Annotated in this window: 16 protein-coding genes; 6 read left to right on the plus strand and 10 right to left on the minus strand. The window is 65.4% G+C overall.

Annotated features, from left to right (window positions below; translation table 11 throughout):
- Positions 1–116 precede the first annotated feature (116 nt).
- A complete protein-coding gene (locus tag ACE3TA_RS07945) occupies positions 117–2,543 on the plus strand; it encodes a TonB-dependent receptor (RefSeq protein WP_374572295.1) in 2,427 nt (808 codons plus the stop codon).
- A 26-nt stretch (positions 2,544–2,569) separates the two neighbouring features.
- Here ACE3TA_RS07945 and ACE3TA_RS07950 read toward each other — a convergent pair whose 3' ends face one another.
- A complete protein-coding gene (locus ACE3TA_RS07950) occupies positions 2,570–3,163 on the minus strand; it encodes a TetR/AcrR family transcriptional regulator (RefSeq protein WP_374572297.1) in 594 nt (197 codons plus the stop codon).
- A gap of 275 nt (positions 3,164–3,438) precedes the next feature.
- On the opposite strand from ACE3TA_RS07950, the gene ACE3TA_RS07955 reads away from it, so the two are divergent.
- The 3 genes from ACE3TA_RS07955 to ACE3TA_RS07965 all read left to right on the plus strand — a co-directional run bounded on the left by ACE3TA_RS07955 (position 3,439) and on the right by ACE3TA_RS07965 (position 6,484).
- Positions 3,439–4,020 (plus strand): TetR family transcriptional regulator, encoded by a 582-nt coding sequence (locus tag ACE3TA_RS07955; RefSeq protein ID WP_374572299.1) that lies wholly within the window; start codon positions 3,439–3,441, stop codon positions 4,018–4,020.
- Between the two features lie 212 nt (positions 4,021–4,232).
- Entirely contained in the window at positions 4,233–6,005 is a 1,773-nt protein-coding gene (locus tag ACE3TA_RS07960; protein WP_374572301.1) for an acyl-CoA dehydrogenase family protein, read from the plus strand.
- Complete coding sequence (locus tag ACE3TA_RS07965; protein WP_374572303.1) at positions 6,005–6,484, plus strand: PaaI family thioesterase; 480 nt, start codon at positions 6,005–6,007, stop codon at positions 6,482–6,484. The genes ACE3TA_RS07960 and ACE3TA_RS07965 overlap by 1 nt, the downstream gene beginning before the upstream one ends.
- A 140-nt stretch (positions 6,485–6,624) precedes the next feature.
- On the opposite strand, the gene ACE3TA_RS07970 is transcribed toward ACE3TA_RS07965, so the two are convergent.
- The 7 genes from ACE3TA_RS07970 to ACE3TA_RS08000 all read right to left on the minus strand — a co-directional run bounded on the left by ACE3TA_RS07970 (position 6,625) and on the right by ACE3TA_RS08000 (position 13,008).
- Positions 6,625–7,326: an SDR family NAD(P)-dependent oxidoreductase gene (locus ACE3TA_RS07970; RefSeq protein WP_374572305.1), complete on the minus strand. Its 702-nt coding sequence runs from the start codon at positions 7,324–7,326 to the stop codon at positions 6,625–6,627.
- Between the two features lie 9 nt (positions 7,327–7,335).
- Positions 7,336–7,929, minus strand: a complete 594-nt coding sequence (locus ACE3TA_RS07975) for a 2-hydroxychromene-2-carboxylate isomerase (protein ID WP_374572307.1) — start codon at positions 7,927–7,929, stop codon at positions 7,336–7,338.
- 118 nt (positions 7,930–8,047) lie between these two features.
- Positions 8,048–8,926 (minus strand): haloalkane dehalogenase, encoded by an 879-nt coding sequence (locus tag ACE3TA_RS07980; RefSeq protein ID WP_374572308.1) that lies wholly within the window; start codon positions 8,924–8,926, stop codon positions 8,048–8,050.
- A gap of 11 nt (positions 8,927–8,937) precedes the next feature.
- Positions 8,938–9,726 (minus strand): enoyl-CoA hydratase/isomerase family protein, encoded by a 789-nt coding sequence (locus ACE3TA_RS07985; protein WP_374572310.1) that lies wholly within the window; start codon positions 9,724–9,726, stop codon positions 8,938–8,940.
- Between the two features lie 30 nt (positions 9,727–9,756).
- Positions 9,757–10,524 carry an SDR family oxidoreductase gene (locus ACE3TA_RS07990; protein WP_374572312.1) on the minus strand — a complete coding sequence of 256 codons (768 nt, stop codon included), beginning with the start codon at positions 10,522–10,524 and terminating at the stop codon, positions 9,757–9,759.
- Positions 10,521–12,215 carry a long-chain fatty acid--CoA ligase gene (locus ACE3TA_RS07995; RefSeq protein ID WP_374572314.1) on the minus strand — a complete coding sequence of 565 codons (1,695 nt, stop codon included), beginning with the start codon at positions 12,213–12,215 and terminating at the stop codon, positions 10,521–10,523. Before ACE3TA_RS07995 ends, ACE3TA_RS07990 begins: the two co-directional genes overlap by 4 nt.
- Position 12,216: 1 nt before the next feature.
- Positions 12,217–13,008, minus strand: a complete 792-nt coding sequence (locus ACE3TA_RS08000; RefSeq protein WP_374572316.1) for an enoyl-CoA hydratase/isomerase family protein — start codon at positions 13,006–13,008, stop codon at positions 12,217–12,219.
- A gap of 171 nt (positions 13,009–13,179) precedes the next feature.
- Here ACE3TA_RS08000 and ACE3TA_RS08005 point away from each other — a divergent pair, with 171 nt between their 5' ends.
- Complete coding sequence (locus ACE3TA_RS08005) at positions 13,180–14,022, plus strand: LysR family transcriptional regulator (RefSeq protein WP_374572318.1); 843 nt, start codon at positions 13,180–13,182, stop codon at positions 14,020–14,022.
- Between the two features lie 60 nt (positions 14,023–14,082).
- On the opposite strand, the gene ACE3TA_RS08010 is transcribed toward ACE3TA_RS08005, so the two are convergent.
- Positions 14,083–14,985, minus strand: a complete 903-nt coding sequence (locus ACE3TA_RS08010; protein WP_374572320.1) for an NmrA family NAD(P)-binding protein — start codon at positions 14,983–14,985, stop codon at positions 14,083–14,085.
- Between the two features lie 17 nt (positions 14,986–15,002).
- Here ACE3TA_RS08010 and ACE3TA_RS08015 point away from each other — a divergent pair, with 17 nt between their 5' ends.
- Positions 15,003–15,656 carry a TetR/AcrR family transcriptional regulator gene (locus ACE3TA_RS08015; protein WP_374572322.1) on the plus strand — a complete coding sequence of 218 codons (654 nt, stop codon included), beginning with the start codon at positions 15,003–15,005 and terminating at the stop codon, positions 15,654–15,656.
- 318 nt (positions 15,657–15,974) lie between these two features.
- On the opposite strand, the gene ACE3TA_RS08020 is transcribed toward ACE3TA_RS08015, so the two are convergent.
- A complete protein-coding gene (locus tag ACE3TA_RS08020) occupies positions 15,975–16,655 on the minus strand; it encodes a glutathione S-transferase family protein (RefSeq protein WP_374572324.1) in 681 nt (226 codons plus the stop codon).
- Positions 16,656–16,815: the final 160 nt, after the last annotated feature.

Consider the following 16,815-nt stretch of genomic DNA (forward strand, 5'->3'; position numbering starts at 1 on the left):
AAAGTGCGTTAAAACAATTGGGTGAAACATACAATTTGCTGAGAATGCGCTGCGACTTGACCATGACATGAGGAACATCATACCAAAGCGCTCCCACGATAAAGAGGGAGGGGAATTTGGACAGGACGTTGAAATCGGCCGGAACGGCGGTCGCCCTGGGACTGGCGATCGCGCCGGCGGCCTACGCGCAGCCGGCGTCAGACCAGCCGACTATCGACGAGCTCGTGGTCACGGCTCAGAAGCGCAGCGAAAATCTTCAGGATGTGCCCATCGTGGTGACGGCCCTGCCGTCGCGGGTTCTTCGCGATGCGGGTGTGACCGACATCAAGGGGTTGCAGGTTCTCACGCCAGGGCTGCAGGTCATCGCCACCTCGGGCGAGCAAGCGACGGTGGCGCGAATTCGCGGCGTCGGAACCGTCGGCGACAACCCCGGGCTCGAATCGTCGGTCGGCGTCGTCGTGGACGGGGTCTATCGGCCGCGCAATGGCGTGGCCTTCGGCGACTTGGGCGATCTGGAACGCGTGGAAGTCCTAAAAGGGCCCCAGGGGACGGTCTTCGGCAAGAACGCGACCGCAGGTCTGATCAATGTCATCACGCGCGCGCCTGCGTTCAGTTTCGGCGCTCGTGCGGAGGCGGGCTTTGGCAATTTTTCAGAGCGGACAGGCCGTCTCCTCGTGGAAGGGCCGCTCAAGCAGGACCTCGTGGCCGGCAGTCTGATGGTCGCGGCCGGCAAGCGGGACGGTTTTGTCGATGTCGTCACCGGACAAGGCCCGCGGACCAAGGGCGACGACGTGGATCGCGACTACTATGCGGTTCGCGGCCAACTTCTGGCGACGCCAGGGACGACGCGCCTGCGCCTGATCGGCGACTACGCCAAGCGCAATGAATCCTGCTGCGCCGGGGTGCAGGTTCTCAATGGTCCGACCCAGCCGCTGCTGGACGCAGTCAACCCCGTTCGGCCGTCGGTTCTGGCGCCGGCGGATCCTTTCTCGCGGGTTGCCTTTCTGAACCGCTCCACCTCGCAGGACACCGAGGATTACGGCGTGTCCCTGCAGGCCGACGTCGCGACCAATTGGGGCGACCTGACCTACGTGGGCTCAGGGCGCAAATGGGTGAGCCGCAACGCCAACGATATCGACTTCACGACCGCAGACATCTTGCACCGGCCAGATGACGGGAGCACGGCCACGCGCTTCACCACCTACACGCACGAACTACGGCTCGCCGGTCGTCAGTCCCGTTTGGACTACCTGGTTGGTGCGTTCTACGCTGACGAGCAACTGCGTTACAGCTCCAATTGGTTCTATGGCGCGGACTACGAACAGTACCTCGGTCGTGTTCTGTCGCGGAGCGGCGCTCAGCCGCTCGGCGTCGCCAACTTCGTGTCGGTCCTGACCGGCCTGGCGCCAGGCGCCAGCTTCGCCGGCGGCGGCGGCCAATCCGACCGCTACGACCAGAAATCCAAGTCCTATGCGGTGTTCACGAACAACACGCTCCACATTAGCGACGCCCTGCAACTGACCTTGGGCGTGCGCTACACCGACGAGCGCAAGAGCTTGGACAGCTTCCAGGACACCACCGATGGCGGCGTGGGCTGCGCCACGGCGCTCAGGCGCAGCAGCCAAATCGCCGGCATTGTGGGCGCCAGCAACGCGGGGGTGGTGTTGGCTAACTTGTGCTTGCCCTGGTCCAACCCGGCGTTCGTCGATCGGCAGGTTCGCGAAAGCCGCAGCGACAAGGAGTGGACGGGCTCGGCGAAGCTCGCCTACCGCTTATCACCGGAGACTCTCGTCTACGCGTCGTACGCGCGAGGATTTAAGGCGGGCGGCTACAATCTGGACCGCGCCCAGGGGGCTTCGGTGTCCAGCCCCTTGCCGATCACCCCGGCCGCCTCCACCGCCTTTCCGGCTGAGACCGTCGACACCTACGAGGTCGGCGCCAAAAACACGTTGCTCGATCGCAGCCTTCTGCTGAATCTGACGGGCTTCTACTCGAAGTTCGAAGACTTCCAGCTCAACAGCTTCGTTCAAGCCAGCTACGTGGTGAAGTCCATACCTCAGGTCACATCCTATGGCGCGGACTTCGACTTCCTCTGGCACACGCCGGTGGATGGCCTTAGCGCGCAGGGCGGGCTGACCTGGGCGGTGAGCCAATACGGCAAGGACGCCGTACCGGGCTTCACGCGTCTTCCCGGCGCCCGAATTTCCGGGGCGCCGCGTTACTCGGGCGCGCTGTCCGGGTCCTATGAGCGTTCCATCGGGACCTACCAGGGCCGGGCTTCGATTGAGGCGAAGTACCTCTCTGAGTACAATACTGGGTCCGATCTCAATCCGCTCAAGATCCAGAAGGGCTTCGCCGTCGTCAACGCCAGGGTGTCGCTCATGCGAACCGATCGTCGATGGGGAGTTGAGCTCTGGGCGGACAACCTCTTCGACAAGGACTATTATCAAGTTCTCTATGACGCGCCGCTGCAGCCGGGGAGCATTGACGGCTTCCTTGGCGCGCCGAGGGCCTACGGGGTTACGCTGCGCGCCGAGTATTAGGCCGCGGCGCGGTGATGACGGCCGCCCTAGGCGGCCGTCATCAAGCCGAGCCGCCCGCGCAGCGCCTGTCGGCTAATCCGCAGAATGCGACCTGAGGCGCGCGCGTCGACACAGGCGCGCGCCGCCATGAGCGCCCCGATCATTTCGGTCATCACAGAGATCGCGAGCTCGTCAGGCTGGTCGTGTCCCAGATCGGCCAGCCAGCGCGAGATCCGTATGGTCGAACGTTCGAAGCCTGCCTGGAACGCGCCGCGCGCATCTTCTTTCAGTCGCGGGGCGTCCCCAGCCAGCGCGGCGGCCGGGCAGCCCTGGTCGCGCTGATCGCGATGCTGCTGCGACAGGTAGGCGTCGATATAGGCCCCTAAGGCGGCGGCTGGCCCCCGATCCTTGGTAAGGGCGTCGAACCGTTCGCTGACCTGCTCAAAGCCGTCCTGGATCGCCAGAGCGATGAGCTCGTCCTTGGATTTGAAGTGAACGTAGAAGCCCCCGTGGGTCATGCCCGCCGCCGCCATGATGTCGGCCACGACGACACGATCGGGGCCGCCAAGGCGCAACGCCTGCGACGCCTCGCGCAGAATTCGGGCCCGGGACCGCTCCTTGTGCTCGTGAGTGTAGCGCATGGAAGCCTCTATTGGATTATGAACACCATTGTATGTACCACGATCGCGAGCGCGGTGCGAGGACCCGGCTTCGCTGTCACTGACGGCGATGCCGTCTTGTCTGATCGGCGACATGAAAGTATTGTTATCATGTCAATGAGGCTGGCCGACAAGGCGGCGGGGAGGGGCGTGTTATTGTGAGCTGTCATGCCTGCCAGGGCGCGCGCCGCATCGGGATGTGGGTCGTGCGGATGTGCGGATCTTCCGCCGTCGAAGGCGCCGGACGATAGGCGCAGATGCCCTCTGAGTCTGACCACAAACAACGGACCCGGGAGCGCATCCTTTCAGCGGCGATCGATGCGCTGATCGAAGGGCGGAGGGCGATTAGGCTGGGATCGCTCATGCGATCGGTTGGTCTGACCCATGGGGCGTTTTACGCCTACTTCCGTTCCAAAGCCGAGCTTCTCGCGCGTGCGGAGGCTGCGGTTGTTGCAGCCGCAGGCGGCCCCCTTGGCGGCAATGGTTCAGTTGGGACCTTGGAGCGTTTCGCGCGTGAGGTCCTTGAGGAGGCGCGGGACCCGGATCGAACCCCTCTGCTGTTGGCGGCCGCCGACCTGGCGCGACAAGGGGGGCTCGCGTGTGAAGCCTTCTCGGCGCTGATTGGCGGTTATGCTCAGGCGGCGGCGGCGGAGTTCGGCGGAGCCGACGGGCGTGAGCGCGGTTATGGCGTCGTCGCCGAACTGTTGGGTGCGGCCGTTCTGGCGCGCGCTTGCCATGATCCGGACCAGCGGGCGGCCGTGCTCCACGCCGCCCACGCGACGGTCCAGGCGTTGCTCTCCAGTCCACCTGGTGTCACGGACAAGTTCTCCCGACAGTAACATGATGATTATCATCACAATACGCTTGCCAGCATCGAATAGTTCCGATTGAACGGGTGTGGACGTGCGGCCGACACGCCGTCGCCGCAGCGGCCGCATGAAATGATGAGGGACAGGCAAATATGCCTGGGGACGGAGGTGGTGGGGCCGTCACCCGACGTTTTGGACCGGACTCGGGGGCGTTGAGATCGCCTGCCGTGTGGGAGGAAATGATGGCTGAATTCGCGCCGCCGGTGGCCGACTATCTCTTCTTGTTTGACCGGGTGCTTCATGAGGAGTTCCGGGAGACGCCGGGATCGCAGATCTTGGACATCGACACCATAGCCGCCGTCCTGAACGGCATGGGGCGCTTTGCGGTGGACCAGGTTGCGCCGCTGGCGAGGACCGCTGATGCGAGAGGATGCTGGCTGGAAAATGGGCAGGTCCGCACCAGTCCGGGTCTGCGCGAGGCCCACCAGGCTCTGATGGAGCAGGGCTGGGGCGGGCTTCACGTGGCGACCGAGGACGGCGGCCAGGGCCTGCCGATCAGCCTCACCTTCGCGGCCGACGACATCCTGAGCAGCGGCGGCATCGGCTTTGCGCTCTACGGCATTCTGAGTCTCGGTGTGTACCGTGTCCTTCGGGCGCTTCCCGAGACCGGCCTGGATCCCATCTTCCGCGCCAAGCTTGCGAGCGGCGCTTGGGCTGGCACGATGTGCCTGACGGAGCCGCATTGCGGCACCGACCTGTCGCTCATCCATACGAGCGCCACGCCAGCGGCCGGCGGAACCTACCGTCTCTCGGGCGTGAAAGTGTTCATTTCGGGCGGCGACCACGATCTGACCGACAACATCGTCCACCTCGTGCTGGCCCGCGTTGCGGGCGGGCCGCCAGGCCTGGCTGGCCTGGGGCTGTTCGTGGCGCCAAAGTTTTCGGTGGACGCGGCTGGGAACTGGTCGCGACCCAACGGTGTTCGATGCGCGAGGCTTGAAGACAAGCTCGGTCTCCATGCGTCAGCGACGGCTGAGCTCGTGTTTGACGAGGCCGAGGCCTGGATGGTGGCCGCGCCAGGCCAGGGACTAGCTGGCATGTTCCAGATGATGAAAATGGCTCGGGTGGGGACGCCGTTCCAGGCGATTGGCGCCGCCGAGATGGCCGCGCAAATCGCCACGGCCTACGCGGGCGAACGTCGGCAGGGGCGTGATGTGACCGGCGAGGGCGCGAGGGCCCCGGTTCCGATCTACCGGCATCCGAACGTGCGGCGCGACCTCTTGCGGATGCGCGTGCTGACCTCGAGCGCGCGAATGTTTGCATTGCTTGCAGCAACAGCGCTCGACGCCTGTGATCACGCTGATGCGCGCCGGGCTGCGGCCGCCGAACAGAAGCTGTCTGTGCTGATGCCCATCTCCAAGGCCATTTGCAGCGAGATCGCCGTAGAGGTCGCCACGACCGCGATGCGAACGCTCGGGGGGCACGGCTACATGCGTGACAACCTAGTTGAGGGCCTGCTGAGGGATGTCCAGGTGCTGCCGATCTATGAGGGCACCAACGACATTCAGGCGCTCGATCTGGTGCTGCGGCGGATTCCGGCGGGCTCTGGGAAGCTGCTTGACGAACTGCTCTTGGAGCTCGAGGCGGAGTTAGAGTTCTATCGAACGCTCGGGTTGGACCCAGCTTGTCTTGAGACGGCTTCGACGACGCTCGCCTTGGCGAGGACGGCCACGCAGGATCTCGCCGGCCGGCTGACAACGGCGCCCTTCAGCGCCCTGCAGGCGGCGAAGGACTATCTGTGGCTGCTCGCGCACGCATGGCTGGCGGTGCTCTGGCTGCGGGTCCTTGCCGCCCTTCGGGACGATCCGCCGGCCGGGTTGGACCCTGAGGCGAAGGCCGCCGAGGCCCACTTCTACTTCGCTTATCTTGGTCCCGACGCTGAGCTGCACGCGGCGAGACTGCGGCGCGCCGATCAGGTGGAGGCGAGCTTGCGGCGTTTCCCGGCGCCGGCGTGATGGTCGAGGAGGGCCAGGGGGTGACGGGTGCAGGCGCGCCGGAGGAAACGTCCGGCCTTGCGAGATTGCGGGCTGCCCTTGCGCGGCCCTCTGGCCGCCCAGGCCTGGGCGCGACCCTTGGATTTCGCCTTGTGGCAGCGGACCCGGGACGGGTGGTGTTCGAAGGCGAGCCAACCGTGGATCACACGAACCCATTGGGTTCGGTCCACGGGGGCTACGCGGCGGCCCTGCTGGATTCGGCCATGGGATGCGCGTTGCAGACCCGGCTCGACGAGGGCCGCGGCTATGGAACGGTTGAGTTGCAGGTGGCCTACCACAGGCCCTTAAGCCCTGGGCGAGGGCGTGTCCGCGCGGAAGGTTGGATTGTCACACTGGGCGCGCGCCTGGCGTTCGCGGAGGCGACCTTAGTGGACGCCAGAGGCCGGCTCTGCGCGACTGGACGCTCGAGCCTGCTTCTGCGTGCAAGTGGGGCGCCCTAGCGGCTCCCCAGCCAGGGGTCTTGTCCGGCCGGGGAAGGGGCTGGCGCGGACCGTACTTGATGGATCAAGCACGGCGCGTCAGGCCGCATTCCACCGCCGCAAAATCACGGACGTCATAGTCCGGCTTTCCACCAGTACGTCTACCAGGCCTCGCCGAACGGCCTCAGCTCGACATTGAACGACCAGGCGGATCGATCCTGCAAGACGATGCGCCATGCCTCCTCTGCGATGGCGCTCGGCGAGATGAAGAATGTGTCCGGCTTGTCGGGGAACCGTTCTCGGGTCCACGGAACGTCTATCACGGCGTCGATCATCATGTAGGCCACGTGGACCCCCTGCGGACCGAGCTCGCGGGCCATGGCTTCCGAAAGAATGCGCTGGGCCGCCTTGGTGGGGGCGAAATGTGCGAACCACGGCTTGCCCCGATAGGCAGCCGTATTTCCGGTCACGATGATCGCGCCCGATCCGGCCTGCGTCATTGCCGGAGCCAGGCGGCGCGCCAGGTGCAGAAGTCCCATGACATTGACCTGGAAGTTTCGCTCCAGCACGGAAGGCTCAAGCTCGAGGAACGAACCGAACGCGCCGCTGACCGCGTTGTGGATCAGGACGCTCGCCGGGCCCAAGTCTTTCGCGACGGCGGCGAGCGTCCGGTCGACTTGCTCCTCGTCGGCGACGTCGCAGACATAGGCCTTGGCGCCCTCGATTTCCGAGGCCAGCGTGTCCAGACGCTCTGCGTCGCGCGCAAGGAGCGCCACGCGATAGCCGCCAGCGGCGAACCTCCGAGCCAGGGCCGTTCCTGTGCCAGGACCGACGCCCGTGATGATGCAGACGGGTTGAGTCATCGCCGATTCCTACGCAGTCGCCAGGGCGTGCTCGACGAAGTCGAGGCGATCGTTTCCAAAGAACATCTGATCGCCGACATACCAGGTCGGGGACCCGAAGGCGCCGCGTTCGGCGGCGCGTTCGGTGTTCTTCGCCAAGCGCTCGGCCACCTCCGCCTCGGAGGCCCGCTCCACGATCCGAGCGCCGCTCAAACCTAGTTCGTCAAGTAGGCTGACAAACGTCTCAAGGTTGTCAAGGTCGCGGGGCTCGCCCCAGATCGCCCGCAAGACGCCGCGAACATAGTCGCTGGCCATCCCGGCTTCGTCGGCCGCCACCGCACCACGCAGCAGAAGATCGTAGTCGAACGTTCGCAATCTGGGGTGGGGGTTGAGCGGAACGCCGTAGCGCTCGGCCCAACGCTGGAGATCCGCCGTCGCGTATCGATGCTTGTTCGCGGACTCGAGGGTCGTGGGGCGATTGCCGACGCGCTTCATCAGCTCAAGGATCTGGAAGGGCGTAAATTCCACCTTGGCCGTCGTTCGCGAGGCGATCGCTTCGACCTGAGTGCTGGCCAAGTATGTGTAGGGGCTCAGAAAATCAAAATACAGTTCCAAGGTCGCCATTGTCTGCCTCTTCCATCAGCTTCGCGCATGAAATGATAATGATCATTCCATAAGTCAACCCCTCGGCGGCACGTGGCGCCAGCGTCTTCTTCAGCGTGCTCTTGCAGGCCGCCTGGGGTCAGATTGACAGCCGGTCCAGCCACCCCTCGATCGCCTTGCCAATCTCGGGCCCTGAGTCTTCTTGGATGAAGTGCGTGCCCTTCACCGTGACTTCGGTCTGGTTCTTCCAGGTGCGGCAGAACTCGCGTGTCGGCCCGGTCAGGATGGCGCCTGGTTCGGCATTGACGAACAGCTTGGGAACGGCGGTCCTGGACAGCCACTCGGCATAGTCCGCCACGATGGCCACGACATCGGCGGGCTCGCCGGCGATCGGCAACTGCCGCGGCCAGGTCAGGGTGGGCCACCGGTCTTCGGGCCGCACGAAGGGGCGTCGATACTCTTCCATTTCGGCCGGACCCAATGGGCGCATGACTGAGCCAGGCAGGACGCGCTCGATGAAGAGGTTTCGGTCAAGGATCATGGATTCGCCCTTGTCGGAGCGAAACCCCTGGAAGATGGGCGCGGCCGCCTCGCTCCATTCATGCCACCCTTCGAAGGGACGAACGATCGCCTCCATATAGGCGATGCCCGCTACCTGGTCGCGATGATGGTTCGCCCAGTCGAAGCCCAGGGCAGAGCCCCAATCGTGCAGCACCAGGACCACCGGCTCGCTCGGGCGTACGACCTGATCCAGCAACGCCCAGAGGTGCTTTCGGTGAGTGGCGAAGTCGTAGGCGCCGGGTCCAGGGTCGGGCAGCTTCTCAGAGTCGCCCATGCCGATCAGGTCGGGCGCGATGAGACGACCCTTGCCCTCGAGGGGCGGTAGAACGTCGCGCCACAGGTAGGATGAGGTGGGATTTCCATGCAGGAACACGATGGGCCTGCCTTCGCCGCGGATATGGCAGGCCATTCTGCGACCTTCCACGGTCAAGAAGGTCTTCTCCAGGCGTTCAATCATCGGGGTGGTCCCTATCGTCCAGTGAATGTCGGTGTGCGTCGCGCCAGGAACGCGGTGATGCCCTCACGGCCGTCTGCGGACCCTGACGCTGCGGCGATGGCGCGCGCCTCGAGCTCCATTTGGCTTTCGTAGCCGGCTGCGGCGCCTGCCATGAGGAGGGCGCGTGCGGCCCCGAACGCGTTGGTCGGCCCGTCGGCCAGCCGGCGCGCGGCCGTCAAAGAAACGTCGGCGAGCGCCTCGTCCTCGACCGTCTGCGTCGCTAGGCCCCACGCCACAGCTTCCTCGGCGGACAACTTTCGGTTCGTTAGGATCAGTTCCTGGGCGCGCCGCAGACCGACGAGCCTAGGGAGCAGATAGGTCGAACCGCCATCGGGCGTCAGCCCGGCGGCCGTGTAGGCCATCACGAAGGATGCCGAATGAGCGCAGATGACGAGGTCTCCCAACATGGCCAGGGAAAGTCCAGCGCCCGCGGCGGGCCCGTTCACCGCGACCACCAGAGGCGCGCGCATCCGTGCGAGACGCGACAGAGCCGAGTGCAGGTACGTGGTCATGCGCTTCAAGGACGCGCCGACAGCGTCCCCGTCTTCCGCGAACGCCCTCAAGTCGCCGCCTGCGCTGAACATGCGGCCCGCGCCAGTGAGATGGACAGCCCGCACCTGTGGATCTTCGTCGCAGCGGATCGCCGCGTCGCAGAGCGCCTGGCACAGGGCGACATTCATGGCGTTGGCTGCGCTTGGACGGTTGAGAGTCAGGCGCGCTACGCCGCCGTCCAGCTGAAAGCTGATGAGGTCTTCGTTCATAGGGGGTGTCTCTGATAGGGGCGCGGCGGTTCAGAGCGCGCCTGTCCAGCCGCCGTCGAGCGGAAGCGTTACGGCGTTCACATACGCCCCGGCCCGCGAGCTGAGGTAGAGTACGGTCCCGACGATGTCGTCGGGGCGACCGGCTCGCCGCAGGGGGACCTGGCCGGCGACGATCTCGTCGAACTCCGGCATGTTGGCGGTCATTCGCGTCGGGAAGGGGCCAGGGGCGATGGCGTTCGCCGTGATGTCCTCCCGGCCCAGGCGCGCGGCCAGGTGTCGCGTGAGGTGCTGGACGCCCGCCTTGCTGGCCGAATAGGAAAACGTGTCCGTGGTGGGGACATGCAGGCCTTCGACCGATCCGATATTGATGATGCGGGCCGGGTCGTCGTTTTGGGCGGCCTTGCGAAGAAAGGGGAGCAGCTTCTGCACCGTGAAGAAGGCGCTCTTCAGGTTCAGGGCCATGATTTTGTCAAAGCCGGCTTCCGGAAAGGACTCAAGGCTCGCGCCCCAGACGGCGCCAGCGTTGTTGACGAGGATGTTCAGGGCGTCTTCCTGTCGGCCGAACGCCTCGGCGATGCGCTCGATCTCTGAGACCTTGGAGAGGTCGGCTGGCAGGGCGCGGCAGTGGTCGGGGCCGCCAAGTTCGGCCGCCATGGCTGTGCAGGCGGCCTCATCTCGAGAGCTGATATAGACGCGGGCGCCCGCCTCCACGAGACCGCGCGCAATCATCGCGCCGATGCCGCGGGATCCGCCTGTGACAAGGGCGACTTTCCCGGACACACTGAAAAGCTCACTCATGCGACGTGTTCTCCATAAAGACGCTCGATGATCGCCGCGTGGCGATCGGCGATGACGCTCCGCCTGAGTTTGAGCGTGGGCGTGAGTTCTCCGCCCTTCACGCTCCAGGCGCCGACGACGATCTCGAAACGCTTCACCTGCTCGATGCGGGCCAGGCGCAGATTGATGCGGTGAACATGGTCCTGCAGCGCCTCGGCAGCACCGTCGAGCGAGACGGCGCCGGCGGCGTCGCTCAGAACGATCAGGGCCGTGAGGAAAGGGCGGCCCTCGCCGATCAAGAGCGCATGTTCGACGTAGGGGTGGTTCTTGATTTCGCTCTCAATGGGCTCAGGCGGGATGTTCTTGCCGCTGGCCGTGATGATGAGCTCCTTCTTGCGCCCCGTGATCAGCAGTTGCCCGTCCGCGGCCAGCGCGCCCAGATCGCCGGTCCGCAACCAGCCTTCTGCATCGAAGAGGGCTTCTGTCGCGCCAGGGTCTCGAAAATAGCCGGGCGTCAGGGTCGGGCCGCGCACGAGGACTTCCCCGTCCAAGGCGAAGCGGAGCTCCACGCCCGGGATCGGACGGCCGACAGCCCCCAGCGACGCTTTGCCGGGCTCCCCAACCGTTGCGACGCCTGCCGTCTCGGAAAGACCGTAGCCCTCGGTCACGCCGAGCCCCAGAGCGGCGAAGAAGCGACCCACCCGAGGATCAAGCCGGGCCGCGCCGCACGCCCTTGCGGCGCAGCGGTCGAGGCCGATCGCGGTGCGCAGCGGGGCCAGCGCCCTGATGTCTGTTGCGACGGGCTCCACGCCGTTCGCCACACGGCGCTCCGTACGATCGACGACAGGGCGGAGCGGCGCGGCGACGGCCGGATCGCGCAGCGCCGCCAGCAAACTCTCGGCGAGCTTCTCCCAAACCCGAGGCGTGCCGAAGAAGAAGGTGGGGCGCACATGCTTCATAGCCGCGGGCAGCCAGGCCATGTCACGCAGGAGAAACACTGTGCGTGGCGTCGCCAGCGGGGCGTAGAACGACCAGCCCCGCTCGGCGATGTGCGCCAGCGGCAGGTAGGCGAGGTACAAATCCGGGTCGGGGTACAAGCCGGGCACCTGGGCGGTCGCCAACGCGCCATGTGTCAGGTTTCCGTGACTTAGAACGACGCCCTTCGGCTGTCCGGTCGTGCCCGACGTGAAGAGGATGGTCGATGGCGAATCGGCAGTGATCTCCGGTGCGTCGCATTGCTCGCCGCTGCGCCCGCAGGCGCTCGTCCAGGCGTCGTCGTCCATGACCAGTGCGATGGTCACTGGCGCCGTCGCCAGGCTGTGAAGGCGTCGCAGTTGATCATGCGTCTCGCAGAGAAACGCCTGCGGTGCGGCGATCGCCAGAACTGCGCGAAGCTGGTCGTCCGAGAAGGTCTCGTAGAGGCTGATCGAGACGCCGCCCATCAGTTGGGCGGCGTAGTCTGCGACGACGTGTTCGACACGTACGCCTGCCAAGATGCAGATCCGATCGCCGGGCTGCAGGCCGGCCGATTGCAGGCGGGCTGCAAGGGCTTGGGCCTGGCCGACGATCTCGGCCCAGGTGAATGATCGCCAAGTCTCCGGGTCTTCAATGTTGCGGCCCAGGTCGACAAAGGCCTCGAAGTCCGGCGCTTCGCGCGCGCGCGCCAGGATCAGGTCGCGGACAGTGCCGGGCGCCTCCGATGGCATGTTCATGTTAGGCGCCTTTGAAGGTCTTCTTGCCATAGCGCGCGTTCCGCGCGCCCTGCTCCAGAATGCGAGAGACACCGGACTGCATGTCCTCGCTCTCGAACAGCATCACGCTGTCGGTGAGAATGACCTCGTCCGCGGCCGCCAGACCTTCCCGGCAAAATGCGCGCAGCATCTTCTTGGTGACGGCGTGAGCGCGGGTGGGACCGGCCGCCAGCCGCTCTGCGAATTCGAGCGCCTCTTGGATCAGAATCTCGTCGGGAACGATCCGGTTGACGATGTTCCAGCGCTCGAACGTCGCCGCGTCATAGACGTCGGCCGTGTAGACAATCTCCCTGGCGCGCGCATCGCCGCAGCGAAGGGCTAGGCGCTGCGCCCCGCCGAGGAAGGTCGTCGCGCCGATGAGCGCCTCGACCTGGGAGAAACGGGCGCCCTGCGCGGCGATGATCATATCGCAGGCCAAAGCCAACTCGAGCCCTGCGGCGAGGCACAGGCCCTGAACGGCAGCCACAAAGGGGAATGGCGCGGCCTCGATACGGTGCACCACCGGCAGGTAGGTCGCGAACATCTCGCGAGCCTGGTCGGCGTTTCGACCCTGGAAGATGCGGACATTCGCGCCGCCAGAGAATGTCTGCCCTGTCGCTGCGATCACCGCGGCCCGACAGTTTGAGGCCAAGGCCGCGTCAACCGCCTTGGCGAGGTCGGCCATAAGCTCCGCACCGAAAAGGTTGAGGGGCGGATCGTCGAGCGTGATGACCGCCACGGAGCCTGAGAGCTGAAATGTCACCCGATCGCCCATCTTGTCGTTCCTTCCACGGTCGCGCCGGCCGGTCCCTGGGGCCGAGCGCTGGCTTTCTATTGGCGGCATAGAACGCAGACGGGGCGCTGGCGGACATCCGCAAAGTCTGCAAGGCAGTCTTGCAGTTCTAGTGGTGATGGGCTTCCTTGCAGGGGGGCTGTGAGGCGCGTGATGGACTGGGATTTGGCCAGGTGGTTCTTGGCGGTGGCTGAGGCGGAGCGCCTGGGCGCAGCATCGCGGGCGCTCAACGCCAGTCCCGCGACGGTCTCGCGCAAGATCGCCGAGCTCGAGCGTTTCCTCGGCGCGCCGCTGCTTGTGCGGCACGGGCGCGGCTATCGTTTAAGCGAATTCGGCCGCGAGGCGGTTCGTTTGCTTCAGGCGCCGGCGGCCGCGCTCGACGACGCGCTGGGCGCGCTGTGCGCCGCGGATGGGGCTCGCCGGCCCGTGGTCAGGGTCAATACCGTCGAGAGCTTGGCGGTGTTCTGGCTTCCAGGCCAGGTCGAGCCGTTGGCTGCGGAAGTCCCGGATGTGGATCTTGACATCCGGTCCGACTTTTCGCTTGTCGATCCCCGGTTCGGCGAGGCGGATATTGTTCTGCGCCTCGGTCAGAAGGGGGCTGATCCGCTTGTGGGGCGGTCGGCCGGCAGCTTCGCCTATGGGCTTTTTGATGCGCCAGGCTCAAACCGGATGGTGCGCTATGTCGGCGCTATGGCGGATACGCCCGTTGGAGCCTGGTCGCGCTCGCAGCTTGAGGGGGCTGAAGCGCCGACGGTGGCCTGCGACAGTGTCTCCAGCGCCGTAAACGTCTTGCGCAGGGCAGGGGGGCGGGCGGCGTTGCCGGCCTTCATCGGTCGGGCGGAGGGTTGGCGCCAGGTTGTCGCGCAAAGCGGGCTGATGTCGGAAATCATGATCCTGCGGCGGGGCGGCCTGCGACGCGACGATCCGCGACAGAGGGTCTACCGTCACCTTCTAGCGCGGCTGCGTGCGACCGACTTCCGCGGGGCTGGCCCCTAGCGGCGGGCAAGACGCCGCCCACGCGTGGCCCGGCCGCGCGCGGACGGCGTCGACGGCGCTCTAGGCGAACGCCGCGCGGTTCTTTTCGACGAAGGCCTCGACGCTCAGCGGCGGGCTGCCGGTTAGGCGCTCGATGACATCATTGTGGCCGGCGAACAGGCCGTTGGCGTGATCTTTCGCCACCTCCGTCAGGTGCTGCATGAGATAGAGCAGGCCCTCGTCCATCGGTGCGTTCGGATCCCCGCCGCGCGCAAGTCTGAACCCTTGCACGAAGGCCTTGACCTCGGCCTTGCGATAGGTAACCGGCCGCCCAAGGGTCGTGCTGACCTTCTCGGCGATCTGATCGGGGGTAAGTTCCTCGGGCCCGAAAAGCGGATAGATCTGGCCCCGGTGCGCGGCCGGATTTTCCAGGATCGCCACGATCACTTTTGCTTGGTCTTCGGCAGCGATTGGAGCGTGGCGAGCTTGGGGCCCGCCAAGCGGCATCACCATGTCCCCGCTGCGAATGAGCGGCGCAATATAGAGCAACCATTCGGCGAAGAAGGTGGGGCGGATATGAGTGACGCCCACGCCGGACCAATCGAACACGCGCTCGGCGATCCAGTGGTTGCGAGCGGCTGCGCTGAGCGAATCCCTACGCGAGGAAATCTGCGACATGTTCACAATTGCGTCGACCTCGGCCTCCCTGGCGGCTTGGGCGAAGTAGGCCGACGCCTCGATAATCCCTGGCCGGATGGGGTAGACGAAGTAGGCGCCGGCGACGCCCTCCATGGCCGCGGCGACGGCGTCGAGGTCGAGGAGGTCGCCCGTGACCACTTCCGCGCCGAGGGCGGTCAGGGCCTCCGAGCGCGCGTCGTGCTTGTGCGCCAGGGCGCGCACGGCGTGTCCATGCTCCAGCAGCAACCGTGTCACCTCTCGACCCGTGTCGCCGGTCGCGCCGGTTACGAGAAAGGGTTTGGTCATGTGATATCTCCATTTAGATGATGATCGACATCTTGATAGATGTTGGTCATCATCTAAATGTCAAGGCGGTCAGGAGGTCATTGATGCGACGTTCAAAGGAGGCTGCGGCCGAGAGCCGCCGGCGGATCATTGACGCGGCGGCGGTCGCTTTCCGCAAGGGCGGCGCCGGTGACGTCGGTATCGCTGAGATCATGGGCGCGGCGGGAATGACTCACGGCGGGTTCTATCGTCATTTCGCGAGCAAGGACGAGGTGTTCGCCGCGGCCCTCGACGCGGCGTTTGACGAGCTCGCCGCCCGCCTGCTCGAGCCGGCGACCCCGAGCGATCGTCCGCCGAACCTCCAGGAGCGGATCGCTCGGTACCTCGCAATGGTTCATCGCCGCGACCCGGGCCATGGCTGCCCGCTCGCTGCGCTTGGCGGCGAACTCCCGCGAACATCTGCTGAGGTCCAACAGGGCCTGCCGCAAGAACTACGCCGCTTGGCGAGGGTCTTTCGGGATGATGGGCCGGATCAGGAGCAGGCGGACACTCATGCGATGCTACGGCTGGCGGCGATGGCCGGCATCTTGATGACCTCGCGGTTGCTCGACGACGCGGCCGCGGCGCGACTTCTCGAAGAGGGACGCAGATGGGTGTCAACAGACCTTGACGGGGAAGCCAAGGTCGAGTGAGCCCAGCCGCTTCCAAGCGTCGCCGTCAATCAGCGCGTTCAGTTCGCGAGTTTTTGAGTGCGGCGGGGGCTCGATACGCCATTATTCCCCTAGGGCGGACACAGTCGCAGGATTTCCAGAGAGGCCTGCCGTGCTCGAATGATCCAGGAACGGAACGATTCCGCGCCAGACCGTGCGTTTCGCAGCACCCTCGAGTGAACGGTCTCGCGAAAATTGTGGCCCTTCGCCCGCCGGCTGGCGGGCGAAGGGGACATCCGTTGCGGCCGCTCCAAGGGCGCGAAGTTGGTCCTGGAGCATTCGGCGTAGTCCGGGCGATCTTTACGCGGCTTGACCGGCGTAGTTTTGCGGGAAGAGGGCGCGCAGGCTCTCTTCATCCATTTCCTGCTTGAATTTGAACTGGGTCTCGAGGGCCTTGGCGCGCTGGACCGCGCTGCGCTGCTCAACCTGGTCGAACCACGCCTGAAGGTTCGTGAAGCGCGCCAGCGACCCTTCGTCCAGTACGAAATCGGTCAGTCGAATCCAGCCCCAGGCGGCCATGTCGACAATCGTGTACTCCCCGCCCACGATATACTCGCGGTCAGAGAGCCTGTAGTCGAGCACCTCGAGGTGACGCTGGAACTCGCGGACATAACGGTTTGTGGCGTAGTCGTTCTGCGGCGCGACGTGCTTGAAATGGAACGCCTGGCCGCCGAAGGGGCCGACGCCAGTGGCGACGAACATGAGCCAGGACAGCAGCTCGCTACGCGCCTCGGCCGGCCCGCCGAACCGTCCCGTCTTCTCGCTGAGGTAGAGTAGGATCGCGTTGGAGTCGAAGACAGTGACGGCTCCGTCGCGTAGGGCGGGCGTCTTGCCGTTTGGGTTGATGGCCAGATAGTCGGGCGAGTGCTGTTCGCCGCGCCGCGTGTCGACGGGTGCGACCTCGTAGCCCGTTCCCAGCTCCTCGAGCATGAGTGCGACCTTCATCGGGTTCGGTGAGGTATGGAAGTAGAGGGTGAACACTACATGGTCCTTTCGTAGGGGAGACCCCCTCTCTGGCGAACTTCATGGACCGGAAAAACGCTCGATCCGGCAGTCCAGTCATGTGAAATTCGCATCAATGGATGCGAACGCCGCGCCATATGTCCCGAAAATTGTGGAGGGGGAGGGATATTCATGCGAC

The organism is Phenylobacterium sp. (assembly GCF_041916435.1).
In the GTDB taxonomy this organism is placed as follows: Bacteria; Pseudomonadota; Alphaproteobacteria; order Caulobacterales; family Caulobacteraceae; genus Phenylobacterium.

Coding starts and splice junctions, on each gene's coding strand:
- ACE3TA_RS08005 (WP_374572318.1), top strand. CDS start 13,180: ATGGACTGGGATTTGGCCAGGTGGTTCTTGGCGGTGGCTGAGGCGGAG.
- ACE3TA_RS07960 (WP_374572301.1), top strand. CDS start 4,233: ATGGCTGAATTCGCGCCGCCGGTGGCCGACTATCTCTTCTTGTTTGAC.
- ACE3TA_RS07970 (WP_374572305.1), bottom strand. CDS start 7,326: ATGACTCAACCCGTCTGCATCATCACGGGCGTCGGTCCTGGCACAGGA.
- ACE3TA_RS07980 (WP_374572308.1), bottom strand. CDS start 8,926: ATGATTGAACGCCTGGAGAAGACCTTCTTGACCGTGGAAGGTCGCAGA.
- ACE3TA_RS07950 (WP_374572297.1), bottom strand. CDS start 3,163: ATGCGCTACACTCACGAGCACAAGGAGCGGTCCCGGGCCCGAATTCTG.
- ACE3TA_RS07965 (WP_374572303.1), top strand. CDS start 6,005: ATGGTCGAGGAGGGCCAGGGGGTGACGGGTGCAGGCGCGCCGGAGGAA.
- ACE3TA_RS07990 (WP_374572312.1), bottom strand. CDS start 10,524: ATGAGTGAGCTTTTCAGTGTGTCCGGGAAAGTCGCCCTTGTCACAGGC.
- ACE3TA_RS07995 (WP_374572314.1), bottom strand. CDS start 12,215: ATGAACATGCCATCGGAGGCGCCCGGCACTGTCCGCGACCTGATCCTG.
- ACE3TA_RS07985 (WP_374572310.1), bottom strand. CDS start 9,726: ATGAACGAAGACCTCATCAGCTTTCAGCTGGACGGCGGCGTAGCGCGC.
- ACE3TA_RS08010 (WP_374572320.1), bottom strand. CDS start 14,985: ATGACCAAACCCTTTCTCGTAACCGGCGCGACCGGCGACACGGGTCGA.
- ACE3TA_RS08000 (WP_374572316.1), bottom strand. CDS start 13,008: ATGGGCGATCGGGTGACATTTCAGCTCTCAGGCTCCGTGGCGGTCATC.
- ACE3TA_RS07975 (WP_374572307.1), bottom strand. CDS start 7,929: ATGGCGACCTTGGAACTGTATTTTGATTTTCTGAGCCCCTACACATAC.
- ACE3TA_RS08015 (WP_374572322.1), top strand. CDS start 15,003: ATGATGATCGACATCTTGATAGATGTTGGTCATCATCTAAATGTCAAG.
- ACE3TA_RS07955 (WP_374572299.1), top strand. CDS start 3,439: ATGCCCTCTGAGTCTGACCACAAACAACGGACCCGGGAGCGCATCCTT.